15 protein-coding genes are annotated in these 15139 nt (G+C 47.4%); 10 read left to right on the top strand and 5 right to left on the bottom strand.

Features of this window, described 5'->3' with window-relative positions; genetic code table 11:
* Positions 1 to 13: 13 nt before the first annotated feature.
* On the bottom strand, positions 14 to 1339 hold the full coding sequence (locus B076_RS0108115; protein ID WP_028486863.1) for a hypothetical protein: 1326 nt from the start codon (positions 1337 to 1339) through the stop codon (positions 14 to 16).
* A gap of 53 nt (positions 1340 to 1392) precedes the next feature.
* On the bottom strand, positions 1393 to 2103 hold the full coding sequence (locus B076_RS12495) for an RluA family pseudouridine synthase (RefSeq protein WP_051347258.1): 711 nt from the start codon (positions 2101 to 2103) through the stop codon (positions 1393 to 1395).
* 56 nt (positions 2104 to 2159) lie between these two features.
* Here B076_RS12495 and B076_RS0108105 point away from each other — a divergent pair, with 56 nt between their 5' ends.
* Positions 2160 to 2651, top strand: a complete 492-nt coding sequence (locus B076_RS0108105) for a low molecular weight protein-tyrosine-phosphatase (protein ID WP_028486862.1) — start codon at positions 2160 to 2162, stop codon at positions 2649 to 2651.
* 94 nt (positions 2652 to 2745) lie between these two features.
* Here the strand turns inward: B076_RS0108105 and B076_RS13185 are convergent.
* Together B076_RS13185 and rne are read right to left on the bottom strand one after the other, a co-directional pair.
* A protein-coding gene (locus B076_RS13185; protein ID WP_245566342.1) for an IS3 family transposase occupies positions 2746 to 3971 on the bottom strand; the annotation gives its coding sequence in 2 pieces (ribosomal slippage) (positions 2746 to 3614 and positions 3614 to 3971; 1227 coding nt in all).
* A gap of 117 nt (positions 3972 to 4088) precedes the next feature.
* Positions 4089 to 6689: a ribonuclease E gene (rne, locus tag B076_RS0108090; RefSeq protein ID WP_028486859.1), complete on the bottom strand. Its 2601-nt coding sequence runs from the start codon at positions 6687 to 6689 to the stop codon at positions 4089 to 4091.
* Between the two features lie 871 nt (positions 6690 to 7560).
* On the opposite strand from rne, the gene B076_RS0108085 reads away from it, so the two are divergent.
* A complete protein-coding gene (locus B076_RS0108085; RefSeq protein WP_028486858.1) occupies positions 7561 to 8526 on the top strand; it encodes an RluA family pseudouridine synthase in 966 nt (321 codons plus the stop codon).
* Between the two features lie 10 nt (positions 8527 to 8536).
* Positions 8537 to 9202 carry an HAD-IA family hydrolase gene (locus B076_RS0108080; RefSeq protein ID WP_245566341.1) on the top strand — a complete coding sequence of 222 codons (666 nt, stop codon included), beginning with the start codon at positions 8537 to 8539 and terminating at the stop codon, positions 9200 to 9202.
* Between the two features lie 109 nt (positions 9203 to 9311).
* Here B076_RS0108080 and B076_RS0108075 read toward each other — a convergent pair whose 3' ends face one another.
* Positions 9312 to 9926, bottom strand: a complete 615-nt coding sequence (locus B076_RS0108075) for a Maf family protein (protein ID WP_096777344.1) — start codon at positions 9924 to 9926, stop codon at positions 9312 to 9314.
* Positions 9927 to 10134: 208 nt separating this feature from the next.
* Here B076_RS0108075 and B076_RS0108070 point away from each other — a divergent pair, with 208 nt between their 5' ends.
* From B076_RS0108070 to acpP, 7 genes are all read left to right on the top strand, one after another.
* Positions 10135 to 10677, top strand: coding sequence for a YceD family protein (locus B076_RS0108070; protein WP_028486855.1), 543 nt, complete (start codon positions 10135 to 10137; stop codon positions 10675 to 10677).
* 25 nt (positions 10678 to 10702) lie between these two features.
* Entirely contained in the window at positions 10703 to 10879 is a 177-nt protein-coding gene (gene rpmF, locus B076_RS0108065; RefSeq protein WP_028486854.1) for a 50S ribosomal protein L32, read from the top strand.
* 6 nt (positions 10880 to 10885) lie between these two features.
* A complete protein-coding gene (gene plsX / locus B076_RS0108060) occupies positions 10886 to 11914 on the top strand; it encodes a phosphate acyltransferase PlsX (protein WP_028486853.1) in 1029 nt (342 codons plus the stop codon).
* A gap of 58 nt (positions 11915 to 11972) precedes the next feature.
* Positions 11973 to 12950 carry a beta-ketoacyl-ACP synthase III gene (locus B076_RS0108055; RefSeq protein WP_028486852.1) on the top strand — a complete coding sequence of 326 codons (978 nt, stop codon included), beginning with the start codon at positions 11973 to 11975 and terminating at the stop codon, positions 12948 to 12950.
* A 92-nt stretch (positions 12951 to 13042) separates the two neighbouring features.
* Entirely contained in the window at positions 13043 to 13966 is a 924-nt protein-coding gene (fabD, locus tag B076_RS0108050; RefSeq protein WP_028486851.1) for an ACP S-malonyltransferase, read from the top strand.
* Positions 13967 to 14005: 39 nt separating this feature from the next.
* Positions 14006 to 14746 (top strand): 3-oxoacyl-ACP reductase FabG, encoded by a 741-nt coding sequence (gene fabG / locus B076_RS0108045; RefSeq protein WP_028486850.1) that lies wholly within the window; start codon positions 14006 to 14008, stop codon positions 14744 to 14746.
* A gap of 146 nt (positions 14747 to 14892) precedes the next feature.
* A complete protein-coding gene (gene acpP / locus B076_RS0108040; RefSeq protein WP_028486849.1) occupies positions 14893 to 15129 on the top strand; it encodes an acyl carrier protein in 237 nt (78 codons plus the stop codon).
* Positions 15130 to 15139 lie beyond the last annotated feature (10 nt).

Genomic DNA, 15139 nt, shown 5'->3' with positions numbered 1-15139 from the left:
TGGGCCTATGTGCTTATTCAGGTTTCAATTCTGCGATGCGAGTTTTCAGGCTCAAGTTAATCGATTTCAATTGCTGGTTTTTCTCTTTTATTTCCGCTAGCTGTTGGTCGATTTCATCCATGGAAAGTGTGCCATCCAAACCTTCCAGTTCCAAAGTATAACCGGCGTTTTTCGCGGCTTCAAATGCTCTTTCTGCCGCGGCAAAGGTCGCTTCAATGGCTTTTTGAGTCCTTTCGGCAGACTCATGTGCCTTGCGGGTAGTGGCGATGGCCAATAAAGTGGCCTCCTGAGCCGTATCCTTTACCTCAGAAGCGATGGCTTGAACTTCCTGGTCGATGGAAATCGCTTGCTCCATGTTTTCGATGGAGTCGGTGGCCTGATTGATCATGTGGGCGTCATCTGCTTCGGTTGATTCTTCCGTGTTGCGATCTGAATCGGACATGGCGGTCTGAATCGCTTCGACTTCTTCGAATTCATCCAGTCCATTTTCTTCCATTTGATCCTGCAGTGCTTCAGAATTCGAAATATCTGGAGTTTCGGTAATTTCCGAGATTTCGTTTTCCATCATGACCTCGTCCATGCTTTCGTCGCTTGGCTCGTCGATTTCATCGTTTTCCTTGTCATTTTCAAGGGATGGGTCATTGGATTCTTCGGATTCGCTGGATTCGGCTTCCTCAAGCACCATCTCATCCGAGTTTAAAGCTTCGACTTCGTCAGCCGGGTTCATCAGGTCGTCTATTTCTGTGTCGCTTATTTCAGTCTCTGAAGTCTCGGTAGCGGATTCTTCTGTCAGGCTGTCATCAAACGATTCTGCAAGGGGTTCCGATGGCTCTGCAATGGCTTCTTCTTCCAGGTCTTCGCTATTCTCTTTGTCTGAGGCATTGTCTTTGATTATCTCTTCTTGAGAATCAGTTCCCGTGACTTCGAGTTCGGCGTTTTTAGGGGGCTCGCTTGCAAGCTCGTTGAGCATCGATTCCATCTCATCCAAGTTTTGTGGTGCGGGCTCCGAAGGTTCCGTCTCAATATCCGTCACATCAGTATCACTTGTTGTGACTGTCTCCGCTTCACCGGCTGCGGCCAGAATGGAGTCGATGTCATCCAGATCGAGGGTTTCGTCATCGGTGGCATCGGGTTCAACCGTTGGCTCAACAGCAGGCTTATCCTCAACTTCAATCGAGGTTTCATCTTCGCCGGCGTTGGCCTGTTGAACGGCCATCAGAAGTTCGTCCACATCGGTTTCGTTGTTGTCTTGGTCTAGCTGTTCGGATGGCAGTTCGCCCATCATTTCGAGCATTTCCAAGGTTGCTTTATCGTCCTGTTGTAAATCGATGTCTGACATTCTGATTGGCCCTTTGCAAAAAGTGGTACGTTGTTGCAGAGTTTAAGCATTATTTATGCCATGTTTTTTGTTCGACCTTCAATGAATGCCGTAAAGTCGGCCGGGCAGGTGATGCTCATAGCTTGTAGGCTCACTGGATGGGTGAAATGTAACGCTTGGGCGTGCAACATCAGTCTCGGCATCAACTCCAAGCTGTATGGGTCGGCATACAGGTTGTCGCCTAAAATAGGGTGGCCAAGGGCTTTCATATGCAAACGCAATTGATGGGACCGACCTGTGACCGGAGTCAGTTCGACCTCAAAAAACTCGGGATATTGTTGCAGTAATTGCCAGTGTGTTTCCGCGTATTTGCCATGTATACAGTCAATCATCTGCAATGGACGCCGTTCCCAGTCACACCGCATTGGCAGTCTGACGTTGCCCGAAGTTTGAGTGGGTTTGCCCGCGCACAGAGCTCGGTAGGACTTCTGTGTAAGGCGGTCCTGGAATTGACGGCTTAAGTCTTTATGGGCTTGCGGGTTTCGTGCAAACAGCATGATGCCGCTGGTGTCCATGTCCAGGCGGTGCACCACCAGTGCATCAGGAAAGTGGATTTGTAGGTGTGAAATCAGGCACTCCTGTTTATCCGGGCCGCGTCCGGGAACGGATAATAGGCCGGAAGGTTTGTTTGCGACAATGATGCTGTCGTCCACATAAAGTATCCAGTCATCTGAATAGTCAAATAAAGGTTGAGTGGCAGTTGTGGTTGCGGCAGAGGAGTGCATTTTGATTGATTGGCCTGTAAACTAATGGGCCTATTTTAACGAAGGTTGATCGGATTATGTCTGAAAAAGTAAAAGTCTTATTTGTCTGCATGGGCAATATTTGCCGTTCTCCTACCGCTCATGCGGTATTTCGTAAGTTGGTCAGAGATGAAGCGCTGGATGCGTTAATTGAAATCGACTCGGCCGGTACCCATGCCTACCATGTTGGTAATCCTCCGGATTCACGTTCTATGGAAGTGGCACGCGATCGCGGCATTGAGATGCAGGATTTGAGGGCGAGAAAAGTCGATTTTGGAGACTTTATCGAGTATGACTATATTCTGGCCATGGATGAGGCGAATTACAGCTTGTTGAAAGAGCAGGCATTGCCCGAGCATTTTTCCAAAATAACTATGTTTCTTGAATTTGCCGAACAGTTTGCTCAAACCGAAGTGCCTGATCCATATTACGGTGGCCCGCAGGGTTTTGACCTGGTGTTTGATATGGTGACCGATGCGTCGGAAGGTTTGTTGAGGCATATCAAGCAGGAGAAGCTGAATTTAAAATAAGCAGGCCTGGTTAGAGTGCAATAGGGAACTTGATTCCGTTTTACAGGGATATTGTCCCGTCCTAAAATACGTTGACGGTTTTAAATAAGGTCAGTTACGTAAGTAACTGGCCTTTTTTGTGCACTTCTTCTGGCGTTTTCATTCCAAGACTCAGGTGCGGTCTGTATTCATTATAAAGCCTTACTGATTCGTCAATCAGGATTTTAAGTTCGTTAAAGGTTTTACATTTATACAGTAAAAACTCTTGCTTTAAAATTCCGTTCACTCGCTCGGCAAGTGCATTTTGATAGCAGTCATAGCCATCGGTCATCGATGGCCTGACACCATGTTTTCTTAAGCTCGATTGATAACGCTCTGAGCAGTATTGTGAGCCTCTGTCTGAGTGGTGGATGAGCTGGTTTTTATAGTCTTTACCTTTTACGGATTGTTCAAAGGCTTGAACCATATTGCCAGCTTTCATATCGTGGCTGAGCTTATGTCCAACGATCTTGCGTGAGTAGGCATCCGTTACTAATGACAGGTAGTGAATGCCTTGTTCACTTTCTACATAGGTGATGTCGCTGACAAACACTTGTTCAGGTTGCGTTAAGTTTGGCTCAACGTAAAGGTTGGGATGCTTTTTCATCCAGTGTTTACTATAGGTTGTTTTGATGTAACTCTTTGTGGGTTTCACTAACAGACCCAAGCTGCGTAAGCAGCTAAATAGGCCGTCTCGGCCTATTTTAATATCGAGTGATTCCAGTGTGTCTTTAATAAGATGATAAAGCTTTCTCGTGCCGAGTCGTGGTAGTTTTCTTCTAATATCCAGCACAATACTTTCTATGCGTTGCCATTGCTCATAGCGCTTTTCATCTCGAGTCTTAGCTTGGTAATAGGCTTGTCTTGATAAGCCAAACAATTGGCACAGGTGCGTTAGACTGACTCTTTTTTGTTGCCGTCTTTTTTCAATTGTTTGGCTAAGTGCTTTTTTCTGAGCTGCGTTCCGTACTGACTATCCAGAAGATCGACCATTTCATTTAGAATGCTATTTTTGAGCTGTTCGTCTGATAGCTGGCGCTCTAGACGTTTGATGGCTTGTGCTGGGGTTTCGGGGGCAGTCTTGGATTGGGGTTTTGACACGGTCGGTTCCTTATGGAGTTTTGTCCAGTCCAGATTACCATGTTTTCTCAACCAGGTTAATACAGTACTACGGCCTTGGATGCCGTAATGTTTTTGAGCTTGCTTGTAGGTAAACGTGCCTTTTTCTACTTGTTCTACAACGGATAATTTAAAGCCTAGAGTGTAATCACGTTGGGTTCTTTTTCTATGCGGAATGTCCATGGATAGGTCTCCAATGTGTCAACCTATTTCAGGACGGGACATATCAAATAAAAAAGGCGCTATTTCATAGCGCCTTTTTTATTGTCCACTGACTATAAAAGTCAAATGTTTAGCCAATCACTCGGTCGGCTCGTTGACCTTTTCCGGTTGTTGGTTTTCTGTTTGAGATTCACTTTCGTTAGCGGATTTTTTGGAATCCGGTTTTGAACGAGAGCGGTCTCTTCTTCTTGGGCGACTGCGAGAAGGTCTTGATTTCTTCTCTTGTTCTGTCGGCTGTTCACTTGACGGTTCGGTGACGTTTTCCACCTTGTCAGCAGTCTCGTTTTTTACTTCAGGCTGGCTGACCACGGTTTCAGTTGGTTTTTCGGCCTGAGGTTCACCCTTAGATTCGACTTTTGGTTCGGCCTGAGCTTGTGGTGCAATTTCAGGCGTTGGAGTCGGCAGTGTCTTGGCTGCCGCGTGCTCAGGGTGAGGAGAATCGATCGACATAGTTTCGGCTCCGGCCGGTGCGCGACGACGGCGATTATAGTTTCGACTGTTGTAGCGGCTACGGCGACGTTGACCGGTACGACGACCTTTGTTGTCTTCCTCTTTCTGAGAAGATTCCGGCCCAGTAGAGCGGCTATCAGTCTGATCGGAATCGACTTTGGCCTCATTTCCTTTAGGTGCTCTTCTCGGTCTGTCGCCTGCCTTTTCGGAGCGATTATCGGTTGAAGTCTCCTGCTTGGCTTTAAGGTCACCTTGATCCGTCGCTTTAGGTTCGCGATCCTTGCGTGGGCGACGGTCACGTTGTGGTCTGCGAGGCTTGCCTTGTTCTGCGTTCTGGTCTCCACTTTCTTCGCGTTTTTCACGAGGTTCGTTGCCACGTTTATTGGCTTGATCCTTATCCTGGTCATCCGCATTGCGACGACGGTTGTTGCGGCGGTTGGACGGACGGTTGCCACCGCTTCTACGGTTATCTTTGCGTTGACGACCCTGTTGTGAAGCATCGCTTTTTTTAGAGGTTTCTTCCGGGGCTTCTTCAGCTGTGCTGAATAAAGCTTTCCAGACTCGAGCCAATAGTCCCGGCTTGGATTCGGCAGAGGATGCAGCCTTTGGTGCCGTGGCACTTGGCGGTGGCGCACTTGGCTGAACATTCTTAATCGCCGGTTCTTCCGGAGCCGCTGGTTTTGCCGGTTCAATTACCAGGTGGTCTTCCGGCAGAATCATCTCTTTGATTTCATAGCTGGCATTGGAGGAGGAATCTTCACCGTTGCGAGTTCGTTCCATGCTGTATTGCGGGGTTTCCAAATGCTCGTTCGGCACAATCAGAACATGCAGATTGTGACGATCTTCAATTTTAGTGATTTGATTACGCTTTTCGTTTAAAAGGAACGTTGCCACATCAACCGGCAGTTGCACGGTGACGCGACGGGTGTTTTCCTTCATGGATTCTTCTTCAAGCAGACGAAGAATGGACAGCGCAAGTGACTCAACACCACGAATCACCCCAACGCCTTTACAGCGTGGGCAGACGATCTGTGTGGATTCATCGATCGAAGGGCGCAGACGTTGGCGTGACATTTCGAGCAGGCCAAAGCGAGAGATCTTGCCAATCTGTACACGGGCACGATCTGATTTGACCGCTTCTTTGATTTTGTTTTCCACTTCACGTTGGTGGCGGTTGGAATGCATGTCGATGAAGTCGATAACCACCAGTCCGCCAATGTCGCGCAGACGTAACTGGCGTGCGATTTCGCAAGCCGCTTCCATGTTGGTATGGAAGGCGGTCTCTTCAATGTCGCCACCTTTAGTGGAGCGGCTTGAGTTGATGTCGATGGCGGTCAAGGCCTCGGTGATGTCAATGACAATGGCACCACCTGAGGGTAGGGTGACTTCGCGCTGGTAGGCGGATTCGATTTGAGATTCAATCTGAAAACGCGTAAACAGCGGAATGGTGTCTTGATAGGGTTTGACCTTGTAGACCTGCTGCGGCATCACGTGCTGAATAAAGTCACGTGCCTTGTGGAAGGTCTCCATGTCATCAATGATGATTTCACCGATATCCTGACGCAGGTAGTCGCGAATCGCCAGAATGACCATATCGGACTCCTGGTGAATCAAAAACGGAGCCGGTTTGGAGTCGGCCGCTTTTAGAATGGCATCCCAGAGTTGCACTAGGTAGCTGACGCCCCATTGCAGTTCTTCAGAACTTTTTCCGACACCGGCGGTGCGAATGATTAAACCCATGCCTTCCGGAATGTCGAGATCGCGCAGTGAATCGCGGATTTCAGATCGATCATCCCCTTCGATGCGGCGTGAAATTCCACCGGCTTTCGGGTTGTTTGGCATCATGACGATGTAAGGGCCCGCCAAGGTGATTTGTGTGGTCAGTGCCGCACCTTTATTGCCGCGTTCTTCTTTTTGAACTTGAACAATGACTTCTTGGCCTTCGCTGAGAATGTCTTTGATGCTGTAGCGTCCGGATTCCGGTTTGCTGTCAGGATAGTATTGTTCAGCGATTTCCTTGAAAGGCAAAAAGCCGTGTCGGTCTGAACCGTAGTCCACAAATGCCGCTTCCAAGCTTGGTTCGATGCGAGTGATGCGGCCTTTGTAGATATTGGCTTTTTTCTTTTGGTGAAGTGGGGTTTCTACGTCTAGATCATATAGGGTTTGTCCATCGACAAGTGCAATGCGCAGCTCTTCGGGCTGGGTCGCATTTATGAGCATTCTTTTCATGCTGTTCTCTTTAGTTGTTTCAAAAACACGTTAACTACAAGAGATACGGGGGACTTCGACGGGAACAAAGCCGATTGCTCGGAAGGCTTAGTAGCCGGATAGGCCTACTAAGGTCGTAAAAATTCAATTCTGGCGAATTGTTGTCTGCTTTATGGTGGGTAAACAGCGTTTTGGATGTGAATGAAAATTGTTAGTGGATTACGATTGTGTCGTTTTTTCAAGGACTAACAGGTTGGTTTTTTAACCGTGACTCATCTTAAATTAAATAGGTGTTTAAGGAGTCGATTCACAATAATCTTATTTGTTTACCAGTCGGCATTTAAATCACCGACGTTTGTTACAACATTTTTATCGAGCTTAATGGTTTTTTTATTGGGATTTGGCATTAAGCTCTAGCCAGGCTCAAGCAAATGAATTTTGCTTGAGAGTCGTGCAATTCTTACGATATTGGTCTTTGTCCCGTATCATTAATCAGGCGTCTTATAACTCGATGTTTTGAAAGTCGCGCCCGTTAATTTGGGGTCCACTCGTTTAAATTCGAGCAATTGGCTATCGATTTAAACGGAGTTTGTCACAGTATCGTCTGTAAGTGTGTTTTTGATGGGTGATTTAAAAGGTTCAAAGCCTTATATATAAAGTGCTGTGAACCGATTTTCAAAATTCCTGCACAGTTTTGAGTTGTGCCATCTCTAACATACGCTTACAAATTAAGCCACGCAAATATAGCACTCATTTTGTCGCTATGCAATGACATATTATCAAACACCGGGTAAACTGACGCCAAATTAACAGAGAGTCGCCCATTCCCCCAGTTTCTCGCGGGGTTGTGTATATTGGGTGTGAGAAGGATTAGGCAAGGAATGGTAAGGCTATGACGGCGCAATCGCCAAAAGTTCAGTTTGTAACAGTCACCGAAGAAGATGAAGGACAAAGGGTCGATAATTTTTTAATGCGTTTTTTAAGAAAGGCACCTAAGACTTTGGTTTATCGGATTATTCGCAAGGGCGAGGTCAGGGTCAATAAGGGGCGTGTCAAGGCGCAAACCCGTTTGGTTTCAGGGGATGTGGTGCGCATTCCGCCGGTAAGTGTTCCAGAGGCCAAAACCGTTGTGGAAAGTGATATCCCGCGCAGCCAGATGCAGCGTATTGAAGACAATATTCTTTTCGAAGACAAAGACCTCATGGTGGTCAACAAGCCTTCCGGGGTGGCGGTGCATGGTGGCAGCGGAGTTAACTGGGGTTTGATTGAAGTGGTGAGGTTGTTGCGCCCCTTGGCCAAAAGGTTGGAATTGGTGCACCGGATTGACCGTGATACATCGGGCTGCCTGTTGATTGCCAAAAAAGCTTCGGTTTTGAAAGACCTGCAACAACAGATTCGCGACAATAAATTGGATAAACGTTATTTGGCGATTGTCGAGGGGCGCTGGCCAAAACGCAAACATAAGGTGGATTTGCCTTTGCGTAAGGACCGCCCCAAAGAGGGTGGCTGGCATGTGGTGGTGGCTGCGGATGGCAAGCCTTCGGTGAGTTTTTTCACGGTGGAACGGCATTTGCGTGAGTGTGATTTGGTGTCGGTCAAGTTGGAAACCGGTCGCACGCATCAGATTCGTGTGCATGCCTTGTCGCAAGGTTGTGCGTTGATTGGGGATGATAAGTACGGTGACCGTGATGTAAATAAACGGTTTCGTCCTTTAGGTCTGAAACGCTTGGGTTTGCATGCCCAGTTTCTTGGGTTTACTCATCCGGTCACCAAGCAGTGGATGTGTATTGAAGCGCCTTTGTGGCCCGATTTTAAAAAGATTATTGAGACCTTGGCGTTGCCGGGAAACGTTGAGTAAGAGTTAGGTGGTGGGTGAAGTGAAAAAATATGAGTTAGTGATTTTTGATTGGGATGGCACCTTGATGAATTCTGAAGCGCGTATTGTGGCGTCGATTCAAGCGGCGGCCGAGCGCTGCGGTTTGCCAGTATTATCGGATCATGAGTCTAAGCAGATTATCGGCTTGAGTTTGGAGAAGGCGATTTTGGGTCTGTATCCCGAGGTCGGTGTCGACCAGATTGAAGCGATGGCGCAAGCTTATACCCAGTGTTTTTTGCACGAAAGTGAAGTGGCCATGGAAGCGTTTGACGGTGCCGAAGCCATGCTTTTCAGTTTGAAGAATCAGGGGGTCAAGCTGGCGATTGCCACAGGCAAAAGCCGTAAAGGGCTGGATCAGGTTCTGCAGGAGTGTGGGTTTGGAGTCTATTTTGACATGACACGCACGCCGGTAGAGTCGGCTTCCAAGCCGGACCCTTTAATGTTGGAACAGATATTGGCCGAGTTGGATGTTCCGCTGGAGTCGGCGTTGATGGTGGGAGATACGACTTTCGATCTGCAGATGGCGCGCAATATTAATATGGATCGTGTGGCCCTGGCGCATGGAGTGCATGAATCGCATGAGTTGGATGTGCACGAACCCTTGGCACATTTTGAAGATTTGCATGCCCTGCATGCGTGGCTGATGACGCGGATTTGATCTTATTTAATAATTCAAAGGGTGTAATGGCACGCTCATTATATTAATGAGTAACGGCAAATAGAAATGAACAGGCCTGTATGGCCTGTTTTTTATTGAGGTGAGTTTTTTATTCCGCTAGTGGGAGGGTGATGCCCATTTCTTGAAAGATGGTGGTCAGCTCAATGAGCGGCAATCCAATCAAAGCATTGGGGTCGCGACTTTGTATGCTTGAGAAGAGTGTGATGCCAAGTCCTTCCGATTTAAAACTTCCTGCGCATTGATAGGGTGTTTCGGCCAGTAGGTAATTCTGAATGGTTGTCTCGTTCAGGGGCCTGAAGTGCACAATGGTTTCGTCATGCCGTTGGTGGTAGCTTTGAGTGCGTGGATCAAATACCACCAGGCCTGTATAGAAGGTGATTGACTGGCCGCTGAAGTCCTGCAATTGTTTGACAGCGTTTTCGTGAGTGTGCGGTTTGCCGATTGCTTGGTTGTTAAAGGTTGCGCACTGATCCGAGGCAATAGTGATGTGGTCGGGAAACTGCTCGGCAATAGTTTTGGCCTTGAGTCGTGACAGGCGTTGTACCATGTCCAGTGGTGACTCGTTTTCAAGTGGGGTTTCATCCACCTGCGGCGCGTTTTGTGCAAAGGGCAATTGTAGCTTTTCCAGCAATGCCTTCCTGAAAGGGGAGGAAGAGCCGAGAATGATTGGTGGCAATTGATTCTTGTGTGTGATTTTTTGCATAAAAGTATTGGACTATTTGAGTTAGAATATGAGGCTTGGGTTCCGGGCCGTTTATGTGGTTGAAATCGAGAGGGTTTCTCCAGATTTAAACTGAAAGTATGTCTTTGTTTTAAAGAATGTTTATGAAATATCTAGGTCGTAAACATTTTTTGTAAAAAAGCCGCCTTTTTTTTGACTTAATTAACTGATACAGGTATTATTCGCCGCTATGTTTGAGAAGCTTCCCGAATTGATTGATCCGCTTTACATGGCTAACCATAATAAACATATTGTGGCACGAGTCAATCAGGGGCGTTTAAAGCGCCTTGCTGAGCTGGTTTTGGATCATGATCGTGATGTGATGGTTGAAATGGACTTCTTTTATGATAAGGCGCTGAAAATGCCAGCCTATAGCATGAAGTTGGAAACCACTTTAAATTTAGAATGCCAACGTTCTTTAGAGGCATTTGACTATCCAGTAAAGACGGCCGTTAAGGGCGTGTTGGCGGAATCATCAGCCGTGGTTGATGAGGTTCCGGACGATGTGGAAATCTTTGAACTTCTTGAAGAGAGAGTTTCTCTGCCGGAATGGGTGGAGGATGAACTGCTTTTATGTGTGCCCCTTGCGCCCATGAAAGAAGGAAGTTCAATGGACTATGAAAATAGATCGGATTCCGCATTGGACGAAGAGATTGAATTAGAGAGCGGTTCTGATGATCAGGACTCTCAAAAACCTAATCCGTTTGCAGTGTTGCAAGGGTTAAAGAAATAGATTGATTAATTTTTAGGAGATTGACATGGCTGTTCAAAAGAGTCGTAAAACCCCATCAAGACGTGGTATGCGTCGTTCTCACGATGCGTTATCTGCACCGACTTTGACGGTTGACGAAACAACAGGTGAAGTTCACCGTCGTCACCACGTTACCGCTGATGGTTACTACAAAGGTAAAAAAGTCGTTCAAGATAAAGGCTAAGTTGTCTTGAGTATTAAAATTGCCATCGACGCAATGGGCGGTGACCACGGCATCTCGGTCACCGTTCCAGCTTCACTAGATGCACTGTCTAAGTTTTCTGATATTCACGTTGTTCTGGTCGGTAAAGAAGACCTGATCCACGCTGAGTTGTCCAAATATCAATACGATGTCTCCCGGGTAACCGTTCAGCATGCCGAACAAGTGGTTGAAATGGATGACCTGCCTTCAAAAGCCCTAAGAAATAAACGCCAATCCTCCATGCGAATCGCCCTTAATTTGGTTAAGGAAGATGAGGCCCAAGCCTGCGTCAGTGCCGGCAATACCGGAGCTTTGATGGCCGTTGCCAAGTTTGTGTTAAAGACCCTGCCCGATATTGATCGTCCAGCCATCTGCACGTCTATGCCGACCATGAAAGGGCATGTCCACGTACTTGATTTGGGTGCCAATGTCGGAATTGACGGTGATACCCTGGCGCAATTTGCGATCATGGGTTCGGTGCTGGCCAAGGCGGTGGATGATAATCCGCATCCTAAAGTCGGCTTGTTGAACATCGGTGAGGAAGAAATCAAAGGGCATCAGCGTATCAAGGATGCACACCAGATTCTGCAAGGAACCAATATCAACTATGTCGGTTATGTTGAAGGGGATGACATCTATAAGGGCGATACCGACGTCGTCGCTTGTGACGGTTTTGACGGTAATATCGCTCTGAAGTCCAGTGAAGGGGTGGCCAAAATGATCTCCTTCTACCTGAAGGATGCCTTTAAGAAAAATCTGTTGACGAAGCTGGTCGCGCTTTTGGCTTACCCTGTGTTAAAGTCCTTTAAAGATAAGGTCGATCCGCGTCGGTATAACGGAGCGTCCTTATTGGGGTTGAAGAAGATTGTCATCAAAAGCCATGGCGGTGCCGATCAGTTTTCGTTTTTGCATGCCATTGCCGAAGCGCGACTGGAAGTCAGTAAAAATGTTCCAGCGCTTATTTCTGCAGAAGTGTCCAGCCTGATTAAACGTCAAACCTCTGAGAAGGTCGGTTAAAGACCGACGTTTTTCGGACAGGCCTGTTGGAAACTACAAAAATAAAAAGAATAGTCTCATGAATCAAAAAATCTACAGTCGTATTATTGGAACAGGTGGCTATCTGCCGGAAAAGGTCCTCACGAACCTGGATCTTGAAAAAATGGTGGAAACCAGCGACGAATGGATTCAAGAGCGAACCGGTATTCAGCAAAGACATATTGCCGCCGACGGTGAAACGACCTGTGATCTAGCCGAGCAAGCTTCCCTAAAAGCGATTGAGATGGCTGGCATCGATGCCCAGTCGATCGATCTGATCATCGTCGCAACCACCACCCCGGATAAAATTTTTCCAAGCACCGCCTGTTTGTTGCAGCAGAAACTGAATATCAAAGGCTCACCAGCATTTGATGTTCAGGCCGTTTGTTCAGGTTTTGTTTATGCCTTGAGTGTGGCGGATCAATTTATCAAAACCGGTATGTCGAAACGCGCCTTAGTGGTCGGGGCGGAAACTCTGTCGCGTATCACGAATTGGAGTGATCGTAATACTTGTGTTTTGTTTGGGGATGGAGCTGGCGCGGTGATTTTAGAGGCGTCTTCGGAGCCTGGAATTTTATCCACCCATATCCATGCCGACGGCCAGTACGAAGAGTTGCTGCACGTCCCGTCCGGCCCATCCAAATTGCCGAAAACCGATGAAATTGCGGAAAGAACCATGTCAATGAAAGGCAATGAAGTCTTTAAGGTGGCCGTTAACACCTTGAGCCGCATTGCCACAGAAACCTTAGAGGCCAATGACATGCACAAAGAGGACATTGATTGGTTGGTGCCGCATCAAGCGAACTTGAGAATTATTAAAGCGACCGCCAAAAAACTGAAGTTGGCTGATGATCAGACGGTGGTCACCGTGCATAAACACGCGAATACTTCGAGCGCTTCAGTGCCGCTTGCTCTGGACGAGGCTGTACGGGATGGACGTATTCAGCGAGGACAGACGATTTTGATTGAAGCGTTTGGCGGTGGTTTCACTTGGGGTTCCGCACTGATCAAGTATTAAGAACATTTGAGTAGAATAAGAAGTGAAAGTGGTTTTTGGTTTCTGGTAGATTGGAAGTCATCAATCAAAATGAATTGAGTTAGGAATTGTTTATGTCATATGCATTTGTTTTCCCTGGGCAGGGTTCGCAGTCTGTTGGAATGTTGGCCGAACTGGCTGAAACACATTCTTCGGTAAAAGAGGTCTTTACTGAAGCGTCTGATGCATTGGGTTATGACCTGTGGAATCTTGTCCAAAATGATCCAGAGGGTAAGCTGAACCAAACCGACGTGACCCAGCCGGCGATGTTGGCCGCCGGAATTGCTGTTTACCGTACACTGGCTGAACAGAAAGCTGTGTCTCCTGCTTATATGGCAGGGCATTCTTTGGGTGAGTACAGCGCTTTGGTGGCCAGTGGCGTGATGACTTTGGCTCAAGGGATTGAGTTGGTTGCAGAGCGTGGCCGTTTGATGCAGTCGGCCGTGCCGGAAGGGCAAGGTGCTATGGCTGCGGTACTTGGGCTGGAAGACGCTCAGGTGGTGGCTGTGTGCGAGCAGGTGTCAGGTGTGGTTGAGGCTGTCAATTTCAATTCGCCCGGCCAGGTCGTGATTGCCGGCGAAAAAGTCGCAGTTGAAGCCGCTATGGAGGCTGCCACAGAGGCCGGAGCAAGCCGTGTTGTTCCGCTTCCGGTGAGTGTGCCATCGCACTGTTCGTTGATGAAGCCGGCCGCCGATGCCTTGCAGGAAAAACTGGCGGGCATGACTTTTTCCGAAGCGAGCACGCCGGTCTTGCATAACGTTAATGTCGAAGTGTCGCAATCTGCCGAGCAGATCAAGCAGGCCTTGGTTCAACAGCTTTACCGTCCGGTGCAATGGGTTAAGACGGTTGAAGCAATGAAAGCCAATGGTGTTGATCAGTTGTTTGAGCTGGGACCAGGAAAGGTTTTGATGGGCTTGAATCGCAGGATTGACCGTAAAATGGGCATGGTCGCAGTTTATGACAATGCCACACTGGAAAAAGCCATTTCAAGTTTATAGAATAGTCGCTATTCGAATCATTTTAGTAAGGAACAAAGTATGTTAACAGGTAAAGTTGCATTGGTGACCGGAGCCAGTCGCGGAATTGGTAAAGCGATCGCTTTAGATTTAGCGGCACAGGGTGCAACCGTAATTGGTACAGCCACTTCCGAAGGCGGTGCTGAAAAAATCAGTGCTTACTTGTCCGAAGCGGGTGCGCAGGGTGCGGGTAAATGTCTGAATGTCACGGATGCGCAGATGATCACGGATGTATTGGCTGAAATCACCAAAGAGTTTGGCGTACCGACCATTCTCGTGAATAACGCCGGCATTACCCGTGACAATCTATTGATGCGCATGAAGGATGAGGAGTGGGATGACATCATCCAGACCAACCTGAGTTCGGTTTATCGTATGAGCAAAGCCTGTTTGCGTGGCATGATGAAAGCCAAAGGTGGACGCATTATCAATATCGCTTCCGTGGTTGGGGTTATGGGTAATGCCGGGCAGACCAACTATGCCGCAGCTAAAGCGGGCATCATTGGTTTCAGTAAATCTTTGGCACGTGAAGTGGGGGCCAGAAACATTACTGTGAACACCATTGCCCCTGGGTTTATCGATACCGATATGACACGTGCTTTGCCTGAAGAACAGCGTGCCGCCTTGACCAATCAGATTCCGTTGAGTCGTTTGGGCGAACCTGAAGACATTGCCAAATCGGTCACTTTTTTGGCTGGCGAAGGTGGCTCTTACATTACCGGACAGACCTTGAACGTCAACGGCGGAATGTACATGATTTAATGCCGAGTGGCATCGATTGCCGTTCGATTTATGATTCAAATCAAGAAAAGCGTAATTAAAAACTTGATAATCTAAGCAGATAAAGCGAAAATACGAAAAATTATTTAACCCTATTTTTAAACACTATAAGAAGACTGGAGAATTCCATGAGCAGTATTGAAGAACGCGTAAAGAAAATTGTTGTTGAGCAATTAGGTGTAGAAGAAGATCAGGTAACGGCTGATGCATCATTTGTAGATGACTTAGGTGCGGATTCTCTAGACACTGTTGAGCTAGTAATGGCTCTAGAAGAAGAATTTGATTGCGAAATTCCTGATGAAGAAGCAGAGAAAATCGCAACTTTGGCGCAAGCTAAAGCGTACATCGAAGCAAACTTGGATTAATTCCAGGGTC

It is taken from the genome of Thiomicrorhabdus chilensis DSM 12352 (assembly GCF_000483485.1).
GTDB lineage: Bacteria > Pseudomonadota > Gammaproteobacteria > Thiomicrospirales > Thiomicrospiraceae > Thiomicrorhabdus > Thiomicrorhabdus chilensis.
Note: the sequence above shows the minus strand (reverse complement) of the source record. Positions and strands in the feature narration are given on the sequence as shown.

Bases quoted from the DNA above. Each gene is read 5' to 3' on its own strand.
- B076_RS0108115 (WP_028486863.1), bottom strand. From the start codon at position 1,339: ATGTCAGACATCGATTTACAACAGGACGATAAAGCAACCTTGGAAATG.
- B076_RS12495 (WP_051347258.1), bottom strand. From the start codon at position 2,103: ATGCACTCCTCTGCCGCAACCACAACTGCCACTCAACCTTTATTTGAC.
- B076_RS0108105 (WP_028486862.1), top strand. From the start codon at position 2,160: ATGTCTGAAAAAGTAAAAGTCTTATTTGTCTGCATGGGCAATATTTGC.
- rne (WP_028486859.1), bottom strand. From the start codon at position 6,689: ATGAAAAGAATGCTCATAAATGCGACCCAGCCCGAAGAGCTGCGCATT.
- B076_RS0108085 (WP_028486858.1), top strand. From the start codon at position 7,561: ATGACGGCGCAATCGCCAAAAGTTCAGTTTGTAACAGTCACCGAAGAA.
- B076_RS0108075 (WP_096777344.1), bottom strand. From the start codon at position 9,926: ATGCAAAAAATCACACACAAGAATCAATTGCCACCAATCATTCTCGGC.
- B076_RS0108070 (WP_028486855.1), top strand. From the start codon at position 10,135: ATGTTTGAGAAGCTTCCCGAATTGATTGATCCGCTTTACATGGCTAAC.
- rpmF (WP_028486854.1), top strand. From the start codon at position 10,703: ATGGCTGTTCAAAAGAGTCGTAAAACCCCATCAAGACGTGGTATGCGT.
- B076_RS0108055 (WP_028486852.1), top strand. From the start codon at position 11,973: ATGAATCAAAAAATCTACAGTCGTATTATTGGAACAGGTGGCTATCTG.
- fabD (WP_028486851.1), top strand. From the start codon at position 13,043: ATGTCATATGCATTTGTTTTCCCTGGGCAGGGTTCGCAGTCTGTTGGA.
- fabG (WP_028486850.1), top strand. From the start codon at position 14,006: ATGTTAACAGGTAAAGTTGCATTGGTGACCGGAGCCAGTCGCGGAATT.
- acpP (WP_028486849.1), top strand. From the start codon at position 14,893: ATGAGCAGTATTGAAGAACGCGTAAAGAAAATTGTTGTTGAGCAATTA.